Source organism: Curtobacterium sp. MCSS17_011, assembly GCF_003224275.1.
Lineage (GTDB): Bacteria > Actinomycetota > Actinomycetes > Actinomycetales > Microbacteriaceae > Curtobacterium.
On the sequence record NZ_QKLE01000030.1, the window covers coordinates 15,182 to 38,979 of the forward strand.

General features: G+C 67.4%; 23 protein-coding genes and 1 tRNA gene. 12 read left to right on the forward strand and 12 right to left on the reverse strand.

Annotated elements, in window-relative coordinates; translation table 11 throughout:
* Positions 1-32 precede the first annotated feature (32 nt).
* A complete protein-coding gene (locus DEJ17_RS15280; RefSeq protein ID WP_110895035.1) occupies positions 33-509 on the forward strand; it encodes a Clp protease N-terminal domain-containing protein in 477 nt (158 codons plus the stop codon).
* A gap of 224 nt (positions 510-733) precedes the next feature.
* On the forward strand, positions 734-3,253 hold the full coding sequence (locus tag DEJ17_RS15285; protein ID WP_110895036.1) for an ATP-dependent Clp protease ATP-binding subunit: 2,520 nt from the start codon (positions 734-736) through the stop codon (positions 3,251-3,253).
* A gap of 306 nt (positions 3,254-3,559) precedes the next feature.
* Here the strand turns inward: DEJ17_RS15285 and DEJ17_RS15290 are convergent, their stop codons facing one another.
* The 5 genes from DEJ17_RS15290 to DEJ17_RS15310 all read right to left on the reverse strand — a co-directional run bounded on the left by DEJ17_RS15290 (position 3,560) and on the right by DEJ17_RS15310 (position 7,074).
* Positions 3,560-4,582, reverse strand: a complete 1,023-nt coding sequence (locus DEJ17_RS15290) for a hypothetical protein (RefSeq protein ID WP_110895037.1) — start codon at positions 4,580-4,582, stop codon at positions 3,560-3,562.
* On the reverse strand, positions 4,579-5,529 hold the full coding sequence (locus DEJ17_RS15295) for a hypothetical protein (RefSeq protein ID WP_110895038.1): 951 nt from the start codon (positions 5,527-5,529) through the stop codon (positions 4,579-4,581). Before DEJ17_RS15295 ends, DEJ17_RS15290 begins: the two co-directional genes overlap by 4 nt.
* 4 nt (positions 5,530-5,533) lie before the next feature.
* On the reverse strand, positions 5,534-5,989 hold the full coding sequence (locus DEJ17_RS15300) for a hypothetical protein (protein WP_110895039.1): 456 nt from the start codon (positions 5,987-5,989) through the stop codon (positions 5,534-5,536).
* Positions 5,986-6,429, reverse strand: coding sequence for a hypothetical protein (locus DEJ17_RS15305; protein ID WP_035809351.1), 444 nt, complete (start codon positions 6,427-6,429; stop codon positions 5,986-5,988). Before DEJ17_RS15305 ends, DEJ17_RS15300 begins: the two co-directional genes overlap by 4 nt.
* Before the next feature lie 192 nt (positions 6,430-6,621).
* Positions 6,622-7,074 (reverse strand): SRPBCC family protein, encoded by a 453-nt coding sequence (locus DEJ17_RS15310; protein ID WP_110858523.1) that lies wholly within the window; start codon positions 7,072-7,074, stop codon positions 6,622-6,624.
* Between the two features lie 120 nt (positions 7,075-7,194).
* Between DEJ17_RS15310 and DEJ17_RS15315 the strand changes: the two genes are divergently transcribed.
* Both DEJ17_RS15315 and DEJ17_RS15320 read left to right on the forward strand, forming a co-directional pair.
* Positions 7,195-7,737: an amino-acid N-acetyltransferase gene (locus tag DEJ17_RS15315; protein ID WP_181419931.1), complete on the forward strand. Its 543-nt coding sequence runs from the start codon at positions 7,195-7,197 to the stop codon at positions 7,735-7,737.
* A 64-nt stretch (positions 7,738-7,801) separates the two neighbouring features.
* Positions 7,802-8,512 (forward strand): hypothetical protein, encoded by a 711-nt coding sequence (locus DEJ17_RS15320; protein ID WP_146239736.1) that lies wholly within the window; start codon positions 7,802-7,804, stop codon positions 8,510-8,512.
* A gap of 173 nt (positions 8,513-8,685) precedes the next feature.
* Here DEJ17_RS15320 and DEJ17_RS15325 read toward each other — a convergent pair whose 3' ends face one another.
* Positions 8,686-8,895, reverse strand: a complete 210-nt coding sequence (locus tag DEJ17_RS15325) for a cold-shock protein (protein ID WP_017887662.1) — start codon at positions 8,893-8,895, stop codon at positions 8,686-8,688.
* A 280-nt stretch (positions 8,896-9,175) separates the two neighbouring features.
* On the opposite strand from DEJ17_RS15325, the gene DEJ17_RS15330 reads away from it, so the two are divergent.
* Positions 9,176-9,559: an SseB family protein gene (locus DEJ17_RS15330; RefSeq protein ID WP_017887661.1), complete on the forward strand. Its 384-nt coding sequence runs from the start codon at positions 9,176-9,178 to the stop codon at positions 9,557-9,559.
* A 4-nt stretch (positions 9,560-9,563) separates the two neighbouring features.
* Here the strand turns inward: DEJ17_RS15330 and radA are convergent, their stop codons facing one another.
* Both radA and DEJ17_RS15340 read right to left on the reverse strand, forming a co-directional pair.
* Complete coding sequence (gene radA, locus DEJ17_RS15335) at positions 9,564-10,925, reverse strand: DNA repair protein RadA (RefSeq protein WP_181421245.1); 1,362 nt, start codon at positions 10,923-10,925, stop codon at positions 9,564-9,566.
* Positions 10,926-10,935: 10 nt separating this feature from the next.
* Entirely contained in the window at positions 10,936-11,934 is a 999-nt protein-coding gene (locus DEJ17_RS15340; protein ID WP_110895042.1) for an SGNH/GDSL hydrolase family protein, read from the reverse strand.
* Positions 11,935-12,077: 143 nt separating this feature from the next.
* On the opposite strand from DEJ17_RS15340, the gene DEJ17_RS15345 reads away from it, so the two are divergent.
* From DEJ17_RS15345 to DEJ17_RS15360, 4 genes are all read left to right on the forward strand, one after another.
* Positions 12,078-12,167, forward strand: a tRNA-Ser gene (locus tag DEJ17_RS15345).
* A gap of 497 nt (positions 12,168-12,664) precedes the next feature.
* A complete protein-coding gene (locus tag DEJ17_RS17585; RefSeq protein ID WP_146239737.1) occupies positions 12,665-13,045 on the forward strand; it encodes a hypothetical protein in 381 nt (126 codons plus the stop codon).
* Between the two features lie 509 nt (positions 13,046-13,554).
* Complete coding sequence (locus DEJ17_RS15355; protein ID WP_181421246.1) at positions 13,555-15,453, forward strand: bifunctional lysylphosphatidylglycerol flippase/synthetase MprF; 1,899 nt, start codon at positions 13,555-13,557, stop codon at positions 15,451-15,453.
* A gap of 406 nt (positions 15,454-15,859) precedes the next feature.
* Entirely contained in the window at positions 15,860-17,158 is a 1,299-nt protein-coding gene (locus DEJ17_RS15360) for a CitMHS family transporter (protein WP_110895053.1), read from the forward strand.
* A gap of 169 nt (positions 17,159-17,327) precedes the next feature.
* On the opposite strand, the gene otnK is transcribed toward DEJ17_RS15360, so the two are convergent.
* Together otnK and DEJ17_RS15370 are read right to left on the reverse strand one after the other, a co-directional pair.
* Positions 17,328-18,593, reverse strand: a complete 1,266-nt coding sequence (gene otnK, locus DEJ17_RS15365; RefSeq protein ID WP_110895045.1) for a 3-oxo-tetronate kinase — start codon at positions 18,591-18,593, stop codon at positions 17,328-17,330.
* On the reverse strand, positions 18,590-19,267 hold the full coding sequence (locus DEJ17_RS15370; protein ID WP_146239738.1) for an aspartate/glutamate racemase family protein: 678 nt from the start codon (positions 19,265-19,267) through the stop codon (positions 18,590-18,592). The genes otnK and DEJ17_RS15370 overlap by 4 nt, the downstream gene beginning before the upstream one ends.
* A 154-nt stretch (positions 19,268-19,421) precedes the next feature.
* On the opposite strand from DEJ17_RS15370, the gene DEJ17_RS15375 reads away from it, so the two are divergent.
* The gene (locus tag DEJ17_RS15375) at positions 19,422-20,060 is read left to right on the forward strand and encodes a class II aldolase/adducin family protein (protein ID WP_110895054.1); all 639 of its coding nucleotides are present in this window, start codon (positions 19,422-19,424) and stop codon (positions 20,058-20,060) included.
* A 7-nt stretch (positions 20,061-20,067) separates the two neighbouring features.
* Here the strand turns inward: DEJ17_RS15375 and DEJ17_RS15380 are convergent, their stop codons facing one another.
* Together DEJ17_RS15380 and rraA are read right to left on the reverse strand one after the other, a co-directional pair.
* Positions 20,068-20,835 carry a FadR/GntR family transcriptional regulator gene (locus tag DEJ17_RS15380; RefSeq protein WP_220033664.1) on the reverse strand — a complete coding sequence of 256 codons (768 nt, stop codon included), beginning with the start codon at positions 20,833-20,835 and terminating at the stop codon, positions 20,068-20,070.
* Complete coding sequence (gene rraA, locus DEJ17_RS15385; RefSeq protein ID WP_110895048.1) at positions 20,822-21,289, reverse strand: ribonuclease E activity regulator RraA; 468 nt, start codon at positions 21,287-21,289, stop codon at positions 20,822-20,824. The genes DEJ17_RS15380 and rraA overlap by 14 nt, the downstream gene beginning before the upstream one ends.
* Positions 21,290-21,625: 336 nt before the next feature.
* Between rraA and DEJ17_RS15390 the strand changes: the two genes are divergently transcribed.
* Together DEJ17_RS15390 and DEJ17_RS15395 are read left to right on the forward strand one after the other, a co-directional pair.
* Positions 21,626-22,705 carry an isocitrate/isopropylmalate dehydrogenase family protein gene (locus DEJ17_RS15390; RefSeq protein WP_258366843.1) on the forward strand — a complete coding sequence of 360 codons (1,080 nt, stop codon included), beginning with the start codon at positions 21,626-21,628 and terminating at the stop codon, positions 22,703-22,705.
* Between the two features lie 65 nt (positions 22,706-22,770).
* Complete coding sequence (locus DEJ17_RS15395) at positions 22,771-23,691, forward strand: AEC family transporter (protein WP_110895050.1); 921 nt, start codon at positions 22,771-22,773, stop codon at positions 23,689-23,691.
* Positions 23,692-23,798 lie beyond the last annotated feature (107 nt).

The following is a 23,798-nucleotide window of genomic DNA, read 5'->3' on the forward strand; positions in this document are numbered from 1 at the left end:
TCGTTCCCAGAGGCATGCGATATTCTGCATACATGCAGACCGCTCAACTCTCCGTCGCCCTCCCTTCCGTCCGGCACGGTCGCGAGATCGTGCTGCTCGCCGACCTCGAATCCCACGAGTCCGGCTTCGGCTTCGTCGACGCCGAACACCTGCTCCTGGCCGCCGTCACGCTCTGTGCCGGCATGCCCCGCTTCCGCCCGGTCCTCGAAACCCACCGGATCACTCCCGCCGCCGTCCGCTCCGGCATCCGCGCCTTCGTCGGCGCGCACACCACCTGCCCCGGCGAGCACGACCGCGTCGCCTGCACGCCCGCTGCGATGCGCGTGCTCGCGCGCGCTGCGACGATCTCCGGCCGGTCCGAGCGCATCCGGCCGCCGCACGTCGTGCTCGCCGTGCTCGACTCGGTCGACGATCCGCTCGCCGGATCGGCGCACGACGTCCTCGACGCCCTCGGCGTCAACGCGCGCCGCTTCCGACGCGACCTGCGTCGCGCCGTGCGGCGCGCCTGACCCAGCGCGACCGACAAGCGGACTGGAGGCCCGTGGCGATCCCGCCACGGCCCTCCAGTCCGTCTCGTCGTTCGCTCACTGCGCACAAGACGCACCCTGGTCACGCCCACGGCGAACAGGGGCAGCCGCCGGGGTGAGCGCTGGTTACTCTCGAAGTACTTGGCCGGACTCAGACGAGACCGGCACAGCGTCGGCTCCGCTCATCAGGGGCCAAGGGAGAGCACATGTTCGAGAGATTCACCGACCGGGCCCGTCGTGTTGTCGTCCTCGCTCAAGAAGAAGCGAAGATGCTCAACCACAACTACATCGGCACCGAGCACATCCTCCTCGGCCTCATCCACGAGGGCGAGGGCGTCGCCGCCAAGGCGCTGGAGTCGCTGGGCATCTCGCTCGACGCCGTGCGCGAGCAGGTCCAGGACATCATCGGGCAGGGCCAGCAGCAGCCGACCGGGCACATCCCGTTCACGCCGCGCGCCAAGAAGGTGCTCGAGCTGTCCCTGCGCGAGGCGCTGCAGCTCGGCCACAACTACATCGGCACGGAGCACATCCTGCTCGGCCTGATCCGCGAGGGCGAGGGTGTCGCAGCCCAGGTCCTCGTGAAGCTCGGCGCCGACCTGAACCGGGTGCGCCAGCAGGTCATCCAGCTCCTGTCCGGCTACCAGGGCAAGGAAGCGGTCGCCGTCGGCGGCGAGCAGCAGCAGAACGCGCAGCAGGGTTCGCAGGTCCTCGACCAGTTCGGTCGGAACCTCACCCAGGCCGCGCGCGACGGCAAGCTCGACCCCGTCATCGGGCGCGAGAAGGAAATGGAGCGGGTCATGCAGATCCTCTCCCGCCGTTCCAAGAACAACCCCGTCCTGATCGGTGAGCCCGGCGTCGGCAAGACCGCCGTCGTCGAGGGCCTCGCCCAGGCGATCGTCAAGGGCGACGTGCCCGAGACGCTGAAGGACAAGCAGCTCTACTCGCTCGACCTCGGGTCGCTCATCGCCGGGTCCCGCTACCGCGGTGACTTCGAGGAGCGCCTGAAGAAGGTCACGAAGGAGATCCGCACCCGCGGTGACATCATCGTCTTCATCGACGAGATCCACACGCTGGTCGGAGCCGGTGCTGCCGAGGGTGCCATCGACGCCGCGTCGATCCTCAAGCCGCTCCTGGCCCGTGGTGAGCTCCAGACCATCGGTGCCACCACGCTCGACGAGTACCGCAAGCACTTCGAGAAGGACGCAGCACTCGAGCGTCGCTTCCAGTCCGTGCAGGTCAACGAGCCCTCGCTGCCGCACACCATCAACATCCTCAAGGGACTCCGCGACAAGTACGAGGCGTTCCACAAGGTGTCCATCACCGACGGGGCCATCGTCTCCGCGGCGAACCTGGCGGACCGCTACGTGCAGGACCGCTTCCTGCCCGACAAGGCCATCGACCTGATCGACGAGGCCGGCGCTCGCCTGCGTCTCTCGATCCTGTCGGCGCCGCCGGAGCTCCGCGAGTTCGACGAGAAGATCTCGACGGTCCGCGGGTCGAAGGAAGCGGCGATCGAGGAGCAGGACTTCGAGAAGGCCGCGAGCCTGCGCGACGAGGAGAAGAAGCTCCTCGGCGAGCGTCTCCGCCTCGAGAAGCAGTGGCGTGCGGGTGACGTCGCCGCGTCCGGCACCGTCGACGAGGGCATCATCGCCGAGGTCCTGGCGCAGGCCACGGGCATCCCGGTGTTCAAGCTCACCGAAGAGGAGACCTCGCGTCTCGTCTTCATGGAGAAGGCACTGCACGAGCGCGTCATCGGTCAGGAAGAGGCCATCTCGGCCCTGTCCAAGACCATCCGCCGCACCCGTGCCGGCCTGAAGGACCCGAACCGTCCGTCCGGCTCGTTCATCTTCGCCGGCCCCACGGGCGTCGGGAAGACCGAACTCGCCAAGGCCCTCGCCGAGTTCCTGTTCGACGACGAGGGTGCGCTGATCTCCCTCGACATGTCGGAGTTCGGTGAGAAGCACACCGTGTCCCGCCTGTTCGGTGCCCCTCCCGGGTTCGTCGGGTTCGAGGAGGGCGGCCAGCTCACCGAGAAGGTGCGCCGCAAGCCGTTCTCCGTGGTCCTGTTCGACGAGATCGAGAAGGCCCACCCGGACATCTTCAACTCGCTGCTGCAGGTGCTCGAGGAAGGCCGTCTCACCGACGGTCAGGGCCGCGTGGTCGACTTCAAGAACACCGTCATCATCATGACCACGAACCTCGGTTCGCAGGGCATCGCCGGTGGCCCGGTGGGCTTCCAGGTCGAGGGTGACTCGGCCGTCGGCTACGACCGCATGCGCGGCAAGGTCAACGAGGAGCTCAAGAAGCACTTCAAGCCCGAGTTCCTGAACCGTGTCGACGACACGATCGTGTTCCCGCAGCTGTCGCAGCCCGAGCTGCTGCAGATCGTGGACCTGTTCGTGAAGCGTCTGGCCGACCGTCTGCTCGACCGCGACATGACGATCGAGCTCACGCTGCCCGCCAAGGAGCAGCTCATCAAGGTCGGGTTCGACCCGTCCCTCGGTGCTCGGCCCCTGCGTCGCGCGATGCAGCACGAGGTCGAGGACCAGCTGTCCGAGCACATTCTGCAGGGTGAGCTCAACGCGGGCGACCACGTGAAGGTCGACTTCGTCGACGGTGCGTTCCACTTCGAGACCGGGCGTCAGCCGGGCCGCCAAGAGGTCCTCGCCGGCGCAGCCGCGGTCGAGGCAGGGACCGACACGCCCCAGGGCGAGATCGAGTCCTAGGACCTGACGCTCCACGGACAGGAGGCTCGGTGCCAGCTGGCACCGAGCCTCCTGTCCGTTCTCGGGTCGCGTTCAGATCTCGCCCTCACCGCTCTGCGCGTCCCTGCGGCCACGGACCCCCGTCCGGGGGTACTGTGGTGGTCACGCGCGAGACGTTCCCCCCAACTCCTCGCGCGTCGCGCTCGATCGGTTCCCCCCAACGGATCGAGACGCAGCCGGCCCCGGTCTGTTCGCAGACCGGGGCCGTTGCATGTCCGGGTGTCGTGCGGGTCGGCCGGTCGGCCGCGCGGGCGGGCGTCCGCCGCGTCAGGAGGCGTCGGGCAGCTGTGCGGCGAAGTCGCGGACGGCGTGCTCCCAGCGCTCCGGGTCCTCGTTCCACTCGAGCGTGTGCGGCGCCGTGCGGAACGTGACCGTGGTGACGGCCTGCCGTCCGGCGACGGCGGCGACGTCGTCCGCCGCGACCAGGGCGTCGGCCTCGGAGTGGATCAGCAGCGTGGGCGTCGACGAGTCCTGCCAGGTGGTCGTCGTCACGGGCGTCGGGGCTCCGGCGAGCCGCGACAGCACGTTCGTGGTCGCGATGCGGGCGGCGACCGTGCCGACGAACGCGGGCAGGTGCGCGCCACGGACGGCCCCGCGGAGTGCCGAAGCGACGTCGAGCAGGGGCGAGACCGCCACGAGCCCGTCGACGTCGACGCGAGCGGCGGCGGCGGAGCAGGCGAGTGCACCGGCGGACCAGCCCTGCAGCACGATGCGCTGAGCGCCGCGGGCCCGTGCTGCGCGGACAGCCGTGCCGATGCGCTCTGCTGCCCCGGCGTCGAGGGAGCGGAGCGGCAGGTCGGTGGTGTCGATGACCTCGGACGAGGCACCGAGCGAACGCCAGACCCCGACACCGCGCAGGACCTGGCGCGGCCCGAGGGACTGCCCGTGCACGTGGACCACGTGGGTCGTGGTGGCCTCGGGCTCGTTGCCGGGCACATCGTCCGGTCCGTCGTACCGCAGGGCGTCCCAGCCCCAGTCACCGGTCGCGACGGTGCCGGTGACGCTGCGGCGGACGGTGTCGCCGTCGCCACTGGCACCGGTCCCGGTTTTCCCGGCGATGATCGCGCCGACCTGCACCCGGGTGTCGTCGCGCTGCAGGTCGTAGGTGCCCGGCAGGCGGGTGTCGCGGGTGGCGGTCAGCTCGACCTCGGTGTCCGTGGCGCTGCGGACCGTGGCGGTCGCCGTGTACGGCGTCGGGAACAGCAGCCGCCGTGCGACGAAGGCCCCGAGTCCGAGCGTGCCGACCGCCCCTGCCGCGGTGCCGAGTGCCGTGATGCGTGCGCCGGTCATGTGATCTCCCTGAGTCGTGCCGTGGTGAGCGTCGCAGCGGCCGGAACGTCCTGTCCGGCCTCGCGCGCGCGGTCTTCGATCTCGACGGAGAGCCGGTGCTGCCGATTCCGCCACTGGCGACGCTGCCACACGATCGTGAAGTAGAGCCCGGTGTTGCCCGATGCCGTCTCGAGCCGCCGGAGTTCCGGTTCGAGCGCCCGGAACCGGCGTCGGGCGGCTCGCCAGTCGCGGAACTCCCGGGCGGCGTCGGGCAGGACGCCGCCGGCCGCACCGATGGCGAGCAGGACCATCGAGCCGAGGAACACCGGGGTGTAGAGCTTCGACAGGACCCCGACCGCACCGTCCGCGCCGGCGACGTGCACGGCGTCGAGGGCGATCGCGATGCCGGCGAGCAGCACGAGGCCGGCGGCACCGACGACGAAGAGCCAGTACAGGCGCCCGAGTCCGTCGCCGTTCCGGAACCCACGGAGCACGGCGACGGCGGAACGGGCGATGACGATGGCGATGTAGGTCATCTCGACCGCCGAGTACAGCGCGGTCGGCAGCTGGTCGCCGTAGACCACCATGAACTGCGCCGTCGGGGTCGGCGCGTCGATCAGGCTGAACAGCACGACGAGGGCGATGAGCACCACCACGCAGCCGATGATGCGGCCGGCACGCAGGAGCCTGGCGGAGCGTGCGGCGGCCTCGACCGACTGCGCGAGGGCGAACATGCCGCACACCATTAGGCAGCGGCCGATCAGGTCGGCGATGTTGGGCACGTGCGTCACGCCGGCGAGGAACGTCGTGACGTCGGGCTGGTTGATCGTGAGCCCGACGGCGACGCAGCTGCAGCACACCATCAGCCAGGTGACGCTGGCCGACTGGGTGCGCACGAGGAACAGCCGGACGAACAAGACCGCCAGGATGAGCCAGACCGGGATCGACCCCCAGACGTGCAGCGTCACCGCGTCACCGGAAGATCCCGGGCTGACCCTCGGGGTCGAGCAGCCCGATCCGCAGCGCGAGCTGGTCGGCGACGAGCTCCACCGCCTGCTCGTGCGGGGTGTCGAGCGAGCGGGTGAACGCCGTCCGGCCGGTGAGCAGCCCCGTGTACGCCTGGTGGTCGCAACCGGTGTCGTCCATGAACACGTGGGCCAGCTCGTGCAACACGCAGGCCACTCGGGAGCGCTCGGACAGCCCGGGGCGCGTCTCGAGCAGGGCGTGGTCGGTTCGCTGGATGAGCCGCGCGGACAGGTCTCCCGGCAGCTCGCTGGTGCGGACGTGGATCGGCTTGCCGAGCGCCGCCTCGGCACGGGCGGTCAGCTCCGGCAGGGACAGCCGACGGGGGAGCCCGAGACGCTGCACGCGGCGACGGGCCTCGGTCTGCCGACGCAGGGCGTCGAAGCGGTCGCGGTACCCGCTCACGGAGTGCCACCCGACTCGTCCAGCCGACGCAGGTGGTCGGTGAAGTCGCGGATCTCGTCCGCCGAGGCGAACTCGCCCAGACGCCGGGTGGCGAACGCCACGACCTCGCGCTTGCGGAGTTCGAGCACGAGCTCCAGCTGCGCCTGCACCCGCTCCGGCACGTCGGTGTTGCCGGCGGCGTCGGTCAGGTACTCGGCCGGGACACCGAAGTAGGTCGCCAGGGCGGCCAGGAGTCGCTGGTCACGGACCGCCGGACCGTTGCCGCCGAGCATGTAGCCCCAGCGCGGACGGCTCATCGACGCGCCCTGCGCCTCGATCTCGGCGGCGATCTCCTTGTACGGGGGCCGCTGGCCGGAGTTGGCCTCGACGACGTCCATCAGGAGCTGCAGTTTGCGCGACAGTTCCCGACGGTGTGCGTCGTCGTCGTTGTACTCGATCACGTGTCCCCACTCTCACATCTGTCTCAGACATGATAAAACTGATCCAGCGCGTCGGCCGGTGTCACCACTCTGCCAGGCTCGCGCTCGCTCGTCAGGTCGGCATTTCGATGGGGGGATGCCGAACGGGGGACGAACGAACGGGAGGCGCGGTGCCAGCTGGCACCGCGCCTCCCGTTCGTCGTGTGGTGCGGACTACGCCTGCACGTCGCCGCGCCAGCCCGGCTGGGTCGGTGCGTTCTCGACGCGCTCCTTGTAGTTCTGCAGGTCCTTCTTGACGGCGTGGCCGCCGACGCCCACGGCGGAGCCGAGCTTCTCGAGGATGCCGGAGGGCTCCCAGTCGATCTGCACGGTGACGCGGGTCTCGGTGTCGGAGAGCTTGTGGAAGGTGACGACACCGGCGTGCTCGGTCTCGCCGTCCTTCACGGTCCAGGCGACACGCTCGTCGGGGTGCTGCTCCGTGATGAGGGCGCGGAACTGGCGCTCCTGGCCGGCGACCTTGACGGTCCAGTCGGTGGTCTTGTCGTCCACCTGGACGATCTTCTCGACCTCGTCGAGGAAGTGCGGGAACTCCTCGAAACGGGTCCACTGGTCGTAGGCCGGGCGGACGGGGACGTTGACGTCGACGGTTTCGATGATCTGAGGCATGCACCGGACGGTAGGCCGATCGACCTGGGCGGCACTCAGCAGCGCTGTCCCCCTGCGGTACCGTCCGGGCGTCGTCGCGGGCGGCGTGCGCGTCCGGCGTCGCGCAGTAGTGTGGGGCGGATGACAGAGCACGGGAAGCACGCGTTCCACGAGCGCGACGACCACGGGATCCTCGTGCGTCCGGCGCTCGCCTCGGACGTCCCGCACATCCAGCGGCTCATCGCCCCCTACGTCGACCGGCGCATCCTGCTCGGCAAGGAGAACGTCGCCCTGTACGGCTCGATCCAGCAGTTCCGGATCGCCGAAGGGCCCGACGGCACCCCCATCGGGTGCGGCGCGCTCGCCGTCTTCTGGGACGACATCGCCGAGGTGCGCACGCTCGCCCTGGACGAGCAGTGGATCCACAAGCGCGTCGGGCACCGGATGCTCGAAGCGCTCGAGCACGACGCCCGTGAACTCGGCGTCGCCCGGATCTTCTGCCTGACCTTCGAGGTCGACTTCTTCGCGAAGCACGGGTACCTGGAGATCGGCGAGAGCGTCGTCCCACCGGATGTCTACGCCGAGCTGGTCCGCTCGTCGGACGAAGGGGTCGCGGAGTTCCTCGACCTCGCCCGGGTCAAGCCGAACACCCTCGGCAACACCCGCATGCTGAAGAACCTCTGACGCTTTCTCGTGCCGACCGGCGGGGTGGCCGTGTGCGGCCCGCGCCGTTGTCTACCCTGTGCGCATGTCGTCGTTGCGTCATCCCGTGGGGCCCGAGAAGCCGGTCGTCTACTGGCGCCGCCGAGCGCTCGTGCTCGGGGCGCTGCTGGTCGTCGTCCTGGTCGTGGTGCTCATCGTCGTCGGGCGGGGGAGCGGGGCCACGTCGGCGGCGCCGAGTGCGTCGGCCTCTGCTGGTGCCGGGGCCGGTGCCGGGTCTCGTGCTGGTGCGTCGTCCAACGGTTCTGGGTCCGGTGCTGAGTCCTCGCGGTCTGCTGCGCCGAAGCCTGCGGCTTCCGCCTCGGCTTCCGCGTCGAAGCCCGCTGCTGCCGACGGCTCGACCTGCACGAAGGACCAGATCGTCCTGACCCCGGTGCTCGACAAGTCGGCCTACGGCCCCACCGAGGACCCGAAGATCGCGATGTCGATCAAGAACTCCGGCACGAACTCCTGCCACCTGGACCTCGGATCGGCGCAGCAGGTGCTGACGATCAGCTCGGGCCAGGAGCAGTACTGGTCGTCGAAGGACTGCCAGACCGGCGGCACGAACCAGGACGTCACGGTCAAGTCCGGTCAGACGCTCACGACCCCGGCGATCGCCTGGGACCGGACCCGCTCGTCCACGTCGACGTGCGACTCGTCACGGCCGGCGGTCACCGCTGGAGGCGCGAGCTACCACCTGCAGGTCGCCGTCGGGAACCTCGAGTCGAAGACCTCGGTGCAGTTCATCCTGCAGTAGGCGGCGGCGGCGGGTTCGCGGTTCCGATCCGTTCCGCACAACCGAAGTGCATTGGAGCCAGGCGCTCGCGTGGTTCGGCGCCACTCCGGTTGTGCGATATGGCGAGCAGGGCGCCGGGAACAGCAACAGGCCCCGTCGTCCGAAGACGACGGGGCCTGTTCAAGCTGATGTGATCAGCCGAGGACGGTGATGTTCTCCGCCTGCGGGCCCTTGCGGCCCTCGGTGATGTCGAACTCCACCTTCTGGTTCTCCTCGAGCGACTTGTAGCCGTTGCCAGCAATCGCAGAGAAGTGCGCGAAGACGTCAGCGCTGCCGTCGTCCGGGGCGATGAAGCCGAAGCCCTTTTCGTTGTTGAACCACTTGACGGTACCGGTAGATGCCATGATGGCGTTTCCTTAGCTTTCTTGCTTCCGCCAAGGTGCAGATGCACCGACGGAGACCCCGACGTACGTCGACGGGGGTAATGCGCCACGCGGGCAGGTGCCGGCGGGACGGGTTCGGGGCCAGGCCTGTCGGCCAGTGACCCTGGGGCCCGGGTTGAGGGGCAAACCACCTCGCCCGGACGTTGAGCGCCGCCGAAGCGGTTCCATCAGGCTAGCGTGCTCTGGGCCGACTGGCTACCCGTGCGTCACGGAACGACGAAAATCTGGTGGAATTGAGCTGATGGCAGACAAGGAACAGCGCTTCCGGAGCGAACAGCTCGAGGAAGCCCTCGCGAAGCAGGACGTCGCTGCGGTGGCGTTCGCGCTCCGCCATGACATCGTGATCGTCCCCCGGCTCGTCACCGGCAAGAAGGACATGCAGGTGCGGGTGTTCGGCCGTGAGGGGTCGGACAAGCGCATCCTGCTGCTGTTCTCGTCTGCGGACGCCTACACGGCGATGGTGCCGGACGAGAAGATCCGGCAGGTCATGGTCTACGACGGGCCGCGGCTCGAGGAGTTCCTGGCCGCCCACCTCGACATGCTCGAGGGCGTGTTCTTCGACATCGCCGGCCCGCACACCATGCAGGCCGCGCCGGCGGACCTGCTGGCCGCTTTGCGCGCGTAGCGCCTCAGAACGCGCGGTCGAGCTCGCGTTCGCGCGGGGACTGCGTCATCGAGAACGCCACACGCAGGGCTTCGCGCAGGTGCCCGGAGTCCGAGCCGAGCACGGTCGTGAACCCGAGGCGGGTGGCCTCGTTCACGCGCTGCTTCGTGCCCGTGGCCGGACGGATCTCGCCGGCGAGGCTGATCTCGCCGACGGCCGCGAGTGTGTGCGGGTACGGACGGTCTCGTGCGGCGCTCGCGAGGGCCAGCGCGATCGCCAGGTCGGCGCCGGGCTCGGTCAGCTTCATACCGCCCACCGTGGAGACGTAGACGTCGGCGTCGGACAGCTTGAGGCCGGCGCGGCGTTCGAGGACCGCGAGCAGCATGGCAACACGCGAAGCATCGACGCCGTTCACGACCCGGCGGGGCTGCGGTGCCGAACTCGGGACGATGAGCGCCTGCACTTCGACCGGCAGGGCGCGGCGCCCTTCGAGTGCGACGGTGACGCAGGTACCGGACACCGGGGTGGTGTTCTTCGACATGAAGAGGCCGCTCGGGTCGGGGACCTCGTGGATGCCGTCGCCGCCCATGTCGAAGCAGCCGACCTCGTCGGTGGGGCCGAACCGGTTCTTGAGCGCCCGGACGAAGCGCAGCGCGGTCTGCCGGTCGCCCTCGAAGTGGCAGACGACGTCGACCAGGTGCTCGAGCAGCCGAGGGCCGGCGATCGTGCCGTCCTTCGTGACGTGGCCGACGATGAGGACGGGCAGGGCGCGGTCCTTCGCGATGCGGATCAGGGTCGAGGCGACCTCGCGCACCTGGGACGTGCCACCCGCGATGCCGTCGATCGAGCTCGACGAGATGGTCTGCACGGAGTCGGCGATGAGCAGGTCGGGCTGGACCTGGTCGATCTGGCCGATGATGACGCCGAGGTCGACCTCGCTCGCCAGGTACAGGTCGTCGTGCATCGCCCCGGTGCGCTCGGCGCGGAGCCGGACCTGGTCGACGGACTCTTCGGCGCTGACGTAGAGGACGCGCTTGCCCGAGGCTGCGGCTCGCGACGCCACTTCGAGCAGCAGGGTCGACTTGCCGACGCCCGGCTCGCCGCTCAGCAGGACCGCGGCACCCGGCACCACGCCGCCGCCGAGGACACGGTCGAACTCGCCGATGCCGGTCTGCCAGCGCTGCACCGAGGTGCCGCGGGCTTCGGTGATCGGTCGCGCGGCCCGCGCTCCGGTGACGGCGACCGCCGCCGTGCCCCGGGTGCTTGCCGATACCGCAGAGCTGTCCTCGACGGTGCCCCAGGTCTGGCACTCACCGCACCGGCCGACCCACTTGATGCTGGTCCAGCCGCACTCGGTGCAACGGTAGAGGGACTGCGGGCGCGCCATGTCGTCGAGGCTAGGCCGTACGGCCGACATCACCGGCGCGGTCGCCCGGCTCGTCCGGCTCGTCCGACTGGTCTCGTTCGTCGGGCAGCGCGATCGACCCGGTCATCCGGTGGCGCAGGCGCTCGACCGGCCCCGGACCCTGGCGCGAGGCGTGATCGAGCGCCTCGGCCCCGTCGGTGTCCTGCTCGGCGCGGGCGTTCGCCACCGCCCCGGCTTCGCGGCCGAGGTTCTCGGCCTCGCGCACGGACAGGTAGTGGCGGATCGCCGCCACCGTGTCGACCCGCGCGTCGACGGCGGGCTCGAACGCGCTCGCCCAGATCTCGTAGCCGCGGTCGTTCGGGTGGAACAGGTCGCCGTAGCTGTTGAAGAAGGTGCGGCGGAGCCCGACCCGCTTCGTGATGGTGTGCAGCGGGGCCACCGTCAGCCCGAACTCGTCGGCCACCCGGTGCACGATCTCGTTCGCCACCGCCACCTTGCGCTCCCGGTCCGGCACGAACATGCACGGCAGCTCGGCCACCACGGCGTGCGACGGCACCGCGCCGTAGATCGCCCGGATGTTCCGCTCGAACTTGTCCGGGTCGAAGTCCGCGATGTCGTTCGCCCCAATCGACACCGTGCAGATGTCGGGCGCGTAGTGCCGGAGTTTCGGTAGCTGATCACGCTTGGCGCCCCACGTGGTCGAACCGGAGACGCTGAGGTTCACCACCCGGACCGACATGTGGGAACGGTGCCGGATGCGCCGTGCGAGCAGCCCCACGTAGCCACGCCCGGGTGCGGTCGCGCCGACGCCCTGCGCTGCCGAGTCACCGATCGCGACGTAGAGCAGCTGCCCCTCGTGCTGCTGTCGTTCCCGCCACCAGTCGGCGTGGATCGGGAGCATGTCGACGACCCGTTGCGCCGCTGCCCGTTGCCCCTTCACGCCGGCGCGGGCACCGACGGCTGCGGCGCCGACGACGCCGAGGCTGCCGACGACGGAGGTGAGCAGTGCGATGAGCGAGCGGGTTCTCATGCCGTGGACGGTACGCCCGCCGGACTTGCCGGAGACGAGGAGGACCTGTGGGTGTGGGGAGAGCCCTGCAGGTGACCGCCTGTGGAGGGGGAGCCGACCGAGGGTGTCATCACGGGCCTCCCGGATCGTGTAAACTCTTCCCCGGTACCGTGTCCGAGCGGCCGAAGGATCATGTCTCGAAAACATGTGTGGGGGCAACTCCACCGTGGGTTCAAATCCCACCGGTACCGCCACAGAAAACCCCCGTTCACGCGGGGGTTTTCTTGCTTAGGGGAGTGGTCCTGGTGCTTCTGTGGTGCAGATCTCGCCCATATGGCTCCGTGCCGCGGCGCCGCTCATCGGGAGCAGGACAGCCGGAGTTCGTCCGAGCTGGTGCCTGAAGCGCCCTCGTCCGTCCCGCGAGCGCGCAGCCCAGTGCAGGCCTTCGCATCTGCCTCCCGTGGCGGGCCGAATCGAAGCTAACCACTGCTTCGCGCTGCTCACGGTCTAGATGCACGGCCTAGGAACATCAACCGGACCTGCGGCAGTCCCTCACAGTTCGAGCAGGACCCCGCGATGACGGGGTAGCCGAGCCGCTGTCAGTAGGGCACGATCGGCAGGTGCTGAAACCCACCCACGACTGGTCGCCGCACTCCTGACCGTTGGCTTGGCGCTCCTCATTGCCGGCTGTACCAGTCACAGCTCCGGGAACGGCCTCCCACAGGACTACGGGCAGGACTGGCTCGAACAGATGTCATCCCAGCTCGCCGGCGACCACGGCGGAGGCGGCGGGCAGCTTATCGTCGACGACGATGATAGAAAACAGGCCCGCGCAGGCGTCGCACTGCAGACCGACCTCGCTGGCCCGTACGACGTGCTCGCCGTCTGCCGATCCACAAAGGTGCTGCACCTCGCAATCCACGACATCACGAGCAAGCACGACAAGTACGGCGACTCGTTCGACACCAACTCGCTCATCGGCGAAGCGAACGTCCACTGCGGGGCGACCACCCGAATCCCCATCGACGTGCCGAAGGACCGCGACGGCATCATGCTCGACGCGACAACCGCCGACACCTCCGAGCGAGCTCTGTTCGATGCGTTCATTGTCACGCGAGGATCCGACCAGTGACGGTCGGCATGACACCGGCACCGGCGGCGGGTTCGAGAAGCCGCTCTTCGCGGCGACGGAAGCAGCAGTGCATGGCGGGGTGAAGTTGCATGCCGCTGTTGCTTACGCGAACATCGATTGGAAGGCGGCGGCTGCTGCGTCAGCTGACGCAATCACGAAGCTCTGACCGCCGGCACTCGGCGCCGGGGGCGACGTATCGCGGACTGATGCCGAGATCGCACCGGGGCCTCTAGCGACGACGGCCCGGATCTCCTCCTGGGTAGAGGTCTCTTTGCGGAATGCTCCACGGTTCTATGGTCGAAGCTGAAGGGGTGCCGGCCTCCCCCTTCCTGTCCTTCCTCCGCCCCGTCCGTGGTTTTCGGTCTCCTCGACTTTTGATCGCTGTCAGCGCTTACGCCCTGCTGCTCGGGACGGCTGCAGTTTTCATCGGCGTTCATGAGGGTTGGGCCGGGCCCGCACTCGTCCGTGACCTCACTCGGACAGCTCTCGCAGTCCTGACCGTCGGCGCCGTGGCTCGTATCGCAGGCCCCGTCCGTACCGTGCTGCTCGCCCTCGGCTCAGCTGCGACCGCTTTCGCCGTGGTGGGTCTCGGCCTTGCACTGTTCACCCGGCTGGGCGAGGCGTTCGCTTCGTTGGCCTCGATTGACTCCCTTTGGGCTCCATTCGCAGGCGCCGCGGGCGTACTCGTCGTAGCGGCCCGGAAATTCGTGGCACCGTGGGACCGCCTCGTGCCCGTTCTCGTGCTGACTGCCGCCTTCTCGATGGTTCTGTTTCGTGGTCACGCATCGGACGCTGTCGTACTGGTCGGCGTCGGAGCCGCCGCCGCAAGCGGTGGCTGGGTTGTTCCACGCATTCCAAGGTCCTCGTGGCAGGACGTTGACGCCGACCGTGCTCGCGTAACGGCCGCAGCCCTTCTCGTCGGACTCGGTATCGGCCTTGCCGTTGGCGGCGGACGTGACGCTCACGGAGTTGCGAGCCCCGTCGTGTACGCGCTCGGTCCAGTCGCCACTCCAATCGCCGTGATCCTGCTGCTCGTAGCCTCAGCCGCGGTGCTTCGGGGGCGGTGGCTCGGGCTCGTCGTGGCCGTCGTCGTGCTCGCAGTCATCATCGCTGCCATCGTCTGGCGGCTCACCGTCGATTCCGTGCGCGAAAGATGGTTCACATGGGCCGATGTACCGTTCGGCGACGTCGAGTGGCAGTTGAGCATCTTGCTGCTGTGGCTGATACCCCTTGCGGCGCTCGTCGTCCTCGTGCGCCGTCGACAGGCGTTCGTTCGCCGATCCGCGGCACCCGTGCTGCAGGCAGAGCACGAGCGCCTCGTGGATGCGCTCCAACGGGGCGACGCTGGCAGCCTGGGATGGATGGGCACCTGGGATGGCACGAGCACATGGTTCTCCGACGATGGCAAGAGCGCAGTGGCCTACCGGGCTTGCAACGGCGTTGCTCTCACTGTCTCGGACCCTATCTGCTCCCCGGAGGACGCCGCCGAAACGATCAAGGGCTTCGCACGCGAGTGTTCCCGTCTTGCGCTGGTCCCGGCCTTCTACAGCGTCCACGCCGCCCACGAGGGCATCTTCGCCGAGCTGGGTTGGACAGTGACGCAAGTCGCCGAGGAATCCGTGCTCGACCTTGCGACCTTCTCGCTCAAGGGTAAGAAGCGCACCGACCTCCGCACCGCGGTTAACCGGGCAGCGCGTGTGGGTGTCACCGCGGAATGGACCTCGTTTTCCGAACTGAACCCGGCGATGCGTCGCCAGGTGGTCGCGCTCTCCCAGGGGTGGGTTTCGCAGAAAGAGCTGCCAGAGATGGGCTTCACACTTGGTGGTCTCCCCGAGATGGACGATCCCGCAGTCCGGTTGCTGGTGGCCGTCGACACCACGGGTCAGCTGCACGGCGTGACGAGTTGGCTCCCTGTGTACCGCCGGGGTCAGCTCGTGGGACTCACCCTCGATGTCATGCGCCGGGGACGGTCCGCCATGCCCGGCACCATTGAGTTCCTCATCGTCCATGCCGCCCTCGATTCCGCGGCCGAGGGTCTGGAGTCGCTCAGTCTGTCCGGGACACCCCTCGCGCGCTCCGGACAAGCAGTGGAACCAATGTCAGGCCCTCGCGGGTTGGCAGGGCGTGGCAGGGATGTCCTAGGGCGCCTGCTCGAGCCCACGTACGGCTTCGCATCGCTGGCTCGCTTCAAGGGCAAGTTTCAGCCCGAGCACCGTCCGTTGCTCGTGGCATGCCCAACCGCCCTCGAGTTACCCGTCGTGGGGCGAGCCCTGGTGTCGGCTTATGTGCCGTCCTTGAAGTTCCGCCAGGTACTTGCCCTGGTGTCACAGGTGCGCCACGCCGGACAGGAGCGTCGACGCATCGCGAGACTCGAGAAACGACAACGGGCGCCAAGCGAAGCGCCATGATCGCGTGGCCGGCCCAATTGAGTTCGTTCTTGCTCCGGGGTCGAGCAATCGACCAACCACTTCATATGGTCTGGCTGCCTGCCGCAGGGAGCGAAGCCGACGTCAGGTGTTCACGGCTGCGGGTCGCGTCCATCGAAGACGCGCGTAGCGCGGGTAACAGTCGCCCGCCGGCCCATCTCGTCGGCCTCCTTCGACCCTCGACTACAAGCCGCCTTGGCTCCGTCTGCCGCGGGCGACCCTTGCTCAAAGTGGGCGACCACTTCTCGCGAAGGCCGGACTAGGCGAGCCACAGGTCGTATCTGTGGGTCGTACTGGCTAGCAAGTGGTCGACCAGTTGTGCTAGCGTCAGCCTGCGCCTGTGCAACCGTGCAGTGCCGAAGACCTCGACGCGGAGGAGCAAGCAAGGATGCTCGCAGTATTCGGATTCGCCACGCTGGCGTCGTTCATGGTGGCGGTGATGCGCAAGTGGGCGACTGCTTTTGTGGCGATCATCGTGGCTCCGGTGATCTTCGCCATTGTCGCGGGCTTCGGTCCACGACTCGGGGACATGACCCTGAGCGGGCTTGAAACCGTTGCGCCCACCGCAGTGTTGCTGTTGTTCGCCGTGCTGTACTTCGGGCTCATGATGGACGCGAAGCTGTTCGATCCGGTGTCAAACCTGATCCTCCGGCTGTCCAAGGGTGACCCGGTGAAAATCTGCATGGGCACCGCGATCCTCGCGATGCTGGTTGCTCTCGACGGTGACGGCACGACGAGCTACATGATCGTCTGCTCGGCATTCTTGCCGCTGTACCGCCGCTTGAACATGAACCCGCTTGTGATCGCGACGGTCGCAGTGATGGGACTCGGGCTCATCTCGGGCTCCACCCCCTGGGGCGGCGCGGCCACCCGCGGTATCAGCGTGCTCAAGCTCGACGCGACCGAGTACTTCGTGCACCTGATTCCGTCGCTCGTCATCACCTCGGTCTTCATCCTCGCCGTTGCGTTCATTCTCGGTGTCCGCCAACGTCGCCGTGTCGACCCGGCCGTCGTCGCCGAGGTTGCTGCCGAGATCCAGGCCCGTAAGGGAGAGAAGATGGCCCGTCCCTCATGGCGTATGTGGTTCAACGCTGCTCTCACCTTGCTCTTGCTGGTCCTCCTGGTCACCGGCGTTGCTGACCTGGTCGTACTCTTCATCGGCGCATTCGTGATTGCGATCGTGATCAACCACCCCAACCTCGCCGAGCAGGGCGAAGTCATCAAGAAGCACGCCGCTACCGCTGTGCCTGTCGTGATGCTCGTCCTTGCCGCAGGCGTCTTCACCGGTATCCTCAGCGACTCCGGGATGATCAAGGCGATGGCGGACGCATTCCTGTCGATCGTCCCCGATCAGATCGGCGGCTTCTTCCCGATCATCACCGCGATCATCGCAATTCCCATGGGCTTCTTCATGTCGAACGACGCGTTCTTCTTCGGCGTGCTTCCCGTTCTCTCGGAGTCCGCTAGCCAGTACGGGTTCCACGCCAATGAGATCGCTCGCGCCGGCGTCGTGGGGCAGATGACCCACATGATCGGTCCGGCCTCGGCGCCGTTGTGGGTGCTGCTGGGGCTGATCAAGAAGGATCTCGGTGAGTTCCAGCGCTTCGGGTTGCTGTGGGTGGTGGCCGGTTGCGTCGTGTTCATTCTCGCGCAGCTCGTTACCGGCGCGATGACTGTCCGGTTCTGATTGGACTCAAATCGATAGGGAACACAGGGGCGGGGCCGGTAATCCGGTTCCGCCCCTGTTTCGCGTGTAACGCGTCACGAATGCGGCCGCGTGCTCCTCGTCCAGCGCTCTTGCCCATGAGGAAGGCGAGCATGCAGGTCCGACCGACCCGCACGCTCGCCTTCCGTGTTCAGCGGCTGACTCGTCCGGTCTGCACCGCCTCGAGGAGGAAGTCGGAGCTGCCGAAGTTGCCTGACTTCAACAGCACGGCTATCGCGTCGGTGCCCTGCGTGTAGATCCACGGCACGCCAGGAGCGACCTCGCGCCCAATCACGCCGGTACGTACCTCGAGGGCGGTGACGACGGCTCCGGATGTCTCTCCACCAGCGACAACAAGCCGGCGGACTCCACGTTCGATCAAGCCGCGTGCGATCAGACCGGTCGCCTCCTCGAGTATCGCAGACGCTCGGTTGACGCCGAGTTCTGCCTGTACTCGCTGCAGGATTTCCGGTGGCACTGACGAGTACAGGACGGGAGCAGCACCCACAGGGAGGGTGTCATAGAACGTCAGCGCTGCTGCCGCCAGCGCTACTGGCTGCTGTTCCGCCAACGCGTCGATGAAGTGTCCTGGCTGCTGCTCACGATAACGATCTAGCTGCTGCAGAGTGCGAGCGGAGCAGGAGCCGGCGAGGACGGCTGTTCGCACTTCGCCGATCGGGTCGGCATCGCTGACCTCGTGAGCATGGTTCTGGGCCGCGCGAGCGCGTCCAAGCCCTCCTGCAAGACCGGCCGCTCCCGTAACCAGACGCGCACCGGCGACGGCTACTCCGATCTCGGAGAGGTCTTCGTCACTGACTGCATCAATAACGGCGTATCGGATACCGGACTCTTCTAGCGTTGCCAGATCCCTAACGACTGCAGACGCCCCCGCCCGTACGCGGTCATGGTGGACCAGTGCAACCTGCTCCGTCGTCTGCGCCGCGAGCACCTCGACGATCCGCGAATTGGTCATTGGCGTCAGCGGATGGTGCCGCATGGGCGATTCTGACAGGAGCGAGTCGTGCACGAAGAGGTGGCCCTGGTACTGCGTGCGTCCGTGTTCAGGGGAACTCGGAACGACGGCCACGACTTGAGCGGACGTCAGCCCGGCGAGAGCATCAGAAACCTGTCCGATGTTGCCCTCTGCGCGGGAGTCAAAGGTGGAGCAGTACTTGAAGTACAGCTGATCGGCTCCGCGCTCGAGCAGCCATTCGCCGGTTCGGAGTGATTCCCGAACTGCTTCTTCCACCGGAGTTGTGCGGCTCTTCAACGCAACGACGACCGCATCGGCATCCGCGGGGACAACCGTCGTTGTGTCAGGGACACCGAACACGATCGCTGTGCGCAGTCCTGCACGCCGGAAGGCCACGGCGACATCGGTGCCGCCGGTGAAGTCGTCAGCGATCGCGCCGATCATGCTCCGAGCCCGTTCCCGAGGATGGCAACTCGGAGGCGAGCGGCCGCCCGATCGGGGCCTGTGATCACGGTTAGACCGGTGCTCGCCAGCGCCGGCGCCGCCGGTGCGAGAGAGTACTGCGCGAGGAAGAGAGCGTCCAGGTGCGGGGAGGTCGGAAGCGCAGACTGGATCGCTGTCACGAGGGCGGATGCATTCGCTCCACGAGAAGCCGCGAACGCGCCGTCAGGCACAATGGGAACCAGCTCAACGGCACTCCCGACCTCCGCAAGGTACTCGCGGAGTCGAAGCATCGTGTCCTCCAGCGGCGCCCGCTGGCTGGCGACTACTGCGATGCGTCGGCCGGCGAGCTCGGCGACCGCCTCGAAGGCGGCTTCATCGGCCCCGATGACGGGAAGATTCCCCTGCGTCGGTGCATCTGTGGCGACGGGGCCGTACATCGAGCACGTCAGCAGCACCCCGTCCGCCCCCTCCAGCATTGCATGATCGATGAGACGGAGCATCCGCGCCCGCAGCTGCTCCGTCAGCCCGCCGGATTGGTCGGCGTCCTGCAGCAGCCTGTCATCCAGGATTGACCACACGTCAACATCGGGCATCGACCGTTCCAACGCTGCGCGCGCCGGTTCGATGGCTGCGGGAACCGCGTTGATGAGTGCGATACGTCGACGGTCACCCATGACCGCTCCTTTCACGTCCACCAGGCTCAGTACGCCTGGAACGTCCAGTATGGGCTAAAATCGCGAAGTGGTCGACCACTTTTTCGCACGGCAAACCAGGTCCGAAGGCTTTTTGGCTGGTCGTAGACGGTCGACCAGTGAGGAGGACACGTTGATGTCTGTTGCCGAAGATGTCGTCGCTGCGGGACAGCGGCTGTCGGAGCTCGGGCTGAGCCCGGGTACGTCCGGGAACATCAGTGCCCGCGACGGGGACCGCATCGTGATGACGCCGACGGGATCGGACATGGGGGCCCTCGAGGCTGCTGACCTGTCAGTGCTGTCCTTTGACGGTGAGCTCTTGAGTGGGGGGAAGGCGTCGAAGGAGTTCCCGTTTCACCGTGCGATGTACCGAAGGGACAGCGGCACGACTGCGGTAGTGCACCTGCATTCACCACACGCTGCAGCGATCTCCTGCACGCCCGCGTGGAGCGAGCGAAGCGCGATTCCGCCGCTGACGCCCTACTTCGTGATGCGATCGGGGCAGACCCCGCTGATTGCCTACGCCTCCCCAGGAGACCCGAGTCAGGCCGATCGGATGGAACGGCTGCCGTTCCCCTTCAACGCTGCTCTGCTGCAGAATCACGGGTCTGTCGCAGCGGGGAACACCATGGCGGATGCGATCGCTGCCGCGGTGGAGCTCGAGGAGGTGTGCCGGCTCATGCTCTTGCTTGGCGACCGGCCGCTGACCCTGCTGCCCGAGGGTGAAGCGGAGCACCTCGCGGAGAAGTACGGCTCGTACTGGACGGCTCAGTAGCCAGTCGTTACTGACCGGCGTCGTGCAGCGTCTCGGTCAGCCGCCTGCTGGCCCGCGCCATGTGGCTTTCCATTGCGGCAGCGGCCGCGGCACTGTCGCGAACCCGGATCGCCTCAAACACCGGGACGTGCTCCTGGTAGGACTCTTCGAACGATTCCGCGGCGTCCATCACTCGATGAATCCACACCCGGAGTAGCGACGAGATGCTCTTGAGCATGTTCGCCAGCACGAGGTTCCCGGACGCTTCCGCTATCGCGAGGTGGAACGCGACGTCAGCTTCCACGAACTCGTCCGTCGAGGTCGCGGCGCGCATCGCGTGCAGTGCGGTCTCGATCTGTGCAAGGTGGGCATCGTCAGAGCGTTCGGCTGCGAGCAGGGTAGTGATCTGCTCGAGGTAACGTCGCGCTTCAACGAGGTCTGATGCTCGCCGCTCGCCGAGCATCAGCCCCCACTCGATCACTCGGGGGAGCAGATCGGACTCGCCCTGGCGCAGGTAGGTTCCACCGCCGTGGCGGAACTCAACCAAGCCGAGCACGCCGAGTGACTTGATGCCTTCGCGGATGATCCCGCGCCCGACGCCGAAGGACTCGCTCAGTTGACGTTCGGAGGGCAGTTTCTCGCCCGGACCGATCTGGCCGGACGAAACGTAATCGATCAGTGCTCGTGCGACTTCGTCCGACGATGGCGTCGTCCCAGAGACTGCGGTGAGCTCTGGCGCAACTGCGGTCCGGCGGCGCGATGGGGGAGTGGACTCAATGGCCTCAGCGCTCGACAAGGATGCCGTCCTCGTCACAGTAGATGGTCTTGCCAGGTTCGAACCGAACGCCACCGATGACGACCGGCACGTCGACCTCGCCGACATTGTTCTTGACGCTCTTGCGCGGGTTGGTCCCGAGCGCCTTTACCCCGAGCGGGATCGTGGCGATTGCCGCACGGTCCCGGATTGCGCCGTTGATCACCACACCGGCCCAACCGTTCTGGGCGGCGATGTTCGCGATCATGTCACCCATCAGCGCTCGCTCGAGCGAGCCGTGGCCGTCGACAACGAGGACGGCGCCGTTCCCGGGCTCTGACACGACGCGCTTCAGCACCGAATTGTCCTCGAAGCACGAGACGGTGCGGATCGGACCGCTGAAGGAGAGTGCACTTCCGTAGTTGCCGAGCTGGACCGACAGCGACGCCAGCGCCTCGCCGTGCTCGTCGTACAGGTCTGCGGTGTGGAACGTCATCGTGGTCCTTTCGCGGGTCCCTCTCATCCTATTCGCCGTGCTACCGCATGCTGGCGATGAAGCGACAGTCGCCTCGCTTGTGGTGAACCACTTCGTGGGACTCTGAGAGATGCGGGACGGAGCTAAACCCTGCCGCTGGTTGGACGTGACCGACGAAGTTGCAGAGCTTCCGTTGCGGTGAAAGCGCGCCGTCGTTGACTGGTCGACCACTTGCGTGCATGATGGCAGCGAGTCCACCGCAGCGTTGCAGGATGTTGCACGTCTAGCGCTGCGGCAACTCCCTCCATCATCCGGCCCGTCAACGAGGCCGGCCTGACGAGTAAAGGAAGTCCAATCGTGTCTCAGCAGTACCGCCTCGCTGTCCTCAACGGCGACGGCATCGGCCCGGAGATCGTTCCCGCCTCGGTGCAGATCGTCGACGCCGCAGTCGCCACCGTAGGCGCTCCCGCCATCGACTGGTCCGAACTCCCGCTCGGGCGTGGGGCGATCGACGAGTTCGGCACCGCCGTGCCCGAGCAGACCCTGGCAGCACTCAGCGACGTCGACGGGTGGCTCCTTGGGCCGCACGACAGCGCTTCCTACCCGGAACCCCACAAGTCGCTGCTGAACCCGTCGGGCACGATCCGCAAGCACTTCGACCTGTTCGCCAACATCCGCCCCGCAAAGGCGTTCCCCGGCGGTAACGCGATCGTCGAAGGCACCGACCTCGTCATCGTTCGCGAGAACACGGAAGGCTTCTACGCAGACCGGAACACGTTCGCCGGCACCGGCGAGATGATGCCGACCAAGGACGTCGCCATCATGCACGGCATCATCACCCGCGCCGCCACCGAACGCATCGCCCATGAAGCGTTCAAGCTCGCGATGACTCGCGACAAGCGCGTGACCATCGTGCACAAGGCGAACGTGCTCAAGATGACCACCGGCCTGTTCCGCGACGTCTGCCGTGAGATCGCAGCCCAGTACCCCGAGGTCAGCGTCAACGACTTCCACATCGATGCCTCCACGGTGCACCTCGTGCGCCGTGCCGACAAGTTCGACGTCATCGTCACCGAGAACATGTTCGGCGACATCCTCTCCGACCTGGCCGGCGAGGTCGCCGGTTCCCTCGGTATCGCCCCGTCCATCAACGCCTCCTCGACGCAGGCGATGGCACAGGCATCGCACGGGAGCGCCCCGGACATCGCCGGACGCAACGTCGCGAACCCCATCGGCATGATCCTGTCCTCCGCGATGCTGCTGCGATGGCTCGGCGCGAAGTTCGACGACGAGGCGATCCTCAAGGCCGCAGACCTCGTCGAGGAGAAGGTCGCCGCGACGGTCGAAGCCGGCACCATGACCCCTGACATGGGTGGCTCCGCGGGTACCAAGGAGTTCGCCGCCGCTGTCGTCGACGCGATCACCGCTGCTGCGTAACTGACGCTGGTGTGGGGCCGCCAGGGCGGCCCCGCACCAGTGCTGACCCCGTCGAGGAAGACGCCATGATCCAGATCCTCACGGGCTTCGTCGTCATCGCATTCGTCATCGGCGTCGGCTACATCATGCGCCGGAGCGGTTTCGTGGGCGACGAGGCCCGACCACTGTTCTCCCGAACCGCGCTCTACGTCACCAACCCGGCGCTGCTCTTCACCGTGCTCGCCAAAGCGGACCTCCACGAAGTGTTCTCCGGCCCGGTCGTCGTGGCCGCCGGCAGCACCGCCGTGGTCGCAGGCCTGTTCATCCTGCTCAGCCGCATCTTCTTCCGCCGCGACATCGCCACCACCACCGTCGGCGCGATGGCATCGGGCTACGTCAACGCCAACAACATCGGCATCCCCGTTGCCGTGTACGTGTTGGGCTCAGCGACGTATGTGGCACCGGTGATCCTGCTGCAGCTCGTTGTCATCACCCCGGTTGTGCTGATCGTCCTCGATGCAGCTACTTCCGAGCGTCGGAACTTCCTCGCGATCGCGAGCAGACCGTTCCGCAACCCCATCACCGTCGCGTCCCTCGTCGGCGTCCTCATCGCCGCCACCGAGGTCCCCCTCCCGGACGCGGTGTTGGCGCCCCTGAGTCTCCTCGGTGGTGCCGCCGTGCCGCTCGTTCTGATGGCGTTCGGCATGTCGCTGCACGGCTCGCGACCCCTCCGTAGAGGAAGCGATCGCGTCAGCACACTCGTCGCAACCGGCATCAAGGCGATCGTGATGCCCATCGTCGCGTTCTGCCTCGCGCACTTCGTGCTCGGCCTTGCCGATCACGTCGTCTTCGCAAGCGTCGTCATGGCCGCACTCCCCACGGCACAGAACGTGTTCCTCTACGCCGGCCGATACGACCGCGGAACCACCATCGCCAGGGACACTGTTCTGCTGAGTTCCGTCGCATCCGTCCCGGTGATCATCGCCGCCTCCGCACTGCTCACCTGAAACGAAAGAACTTCGATGCTCTCCACGGAAACCGGCTCCCTGTTCCTCCAGCCCGACCGCAACCTCGCGCTCGAGCTCGTGCGTGCGACGGAGGCCGCCGCGATCCG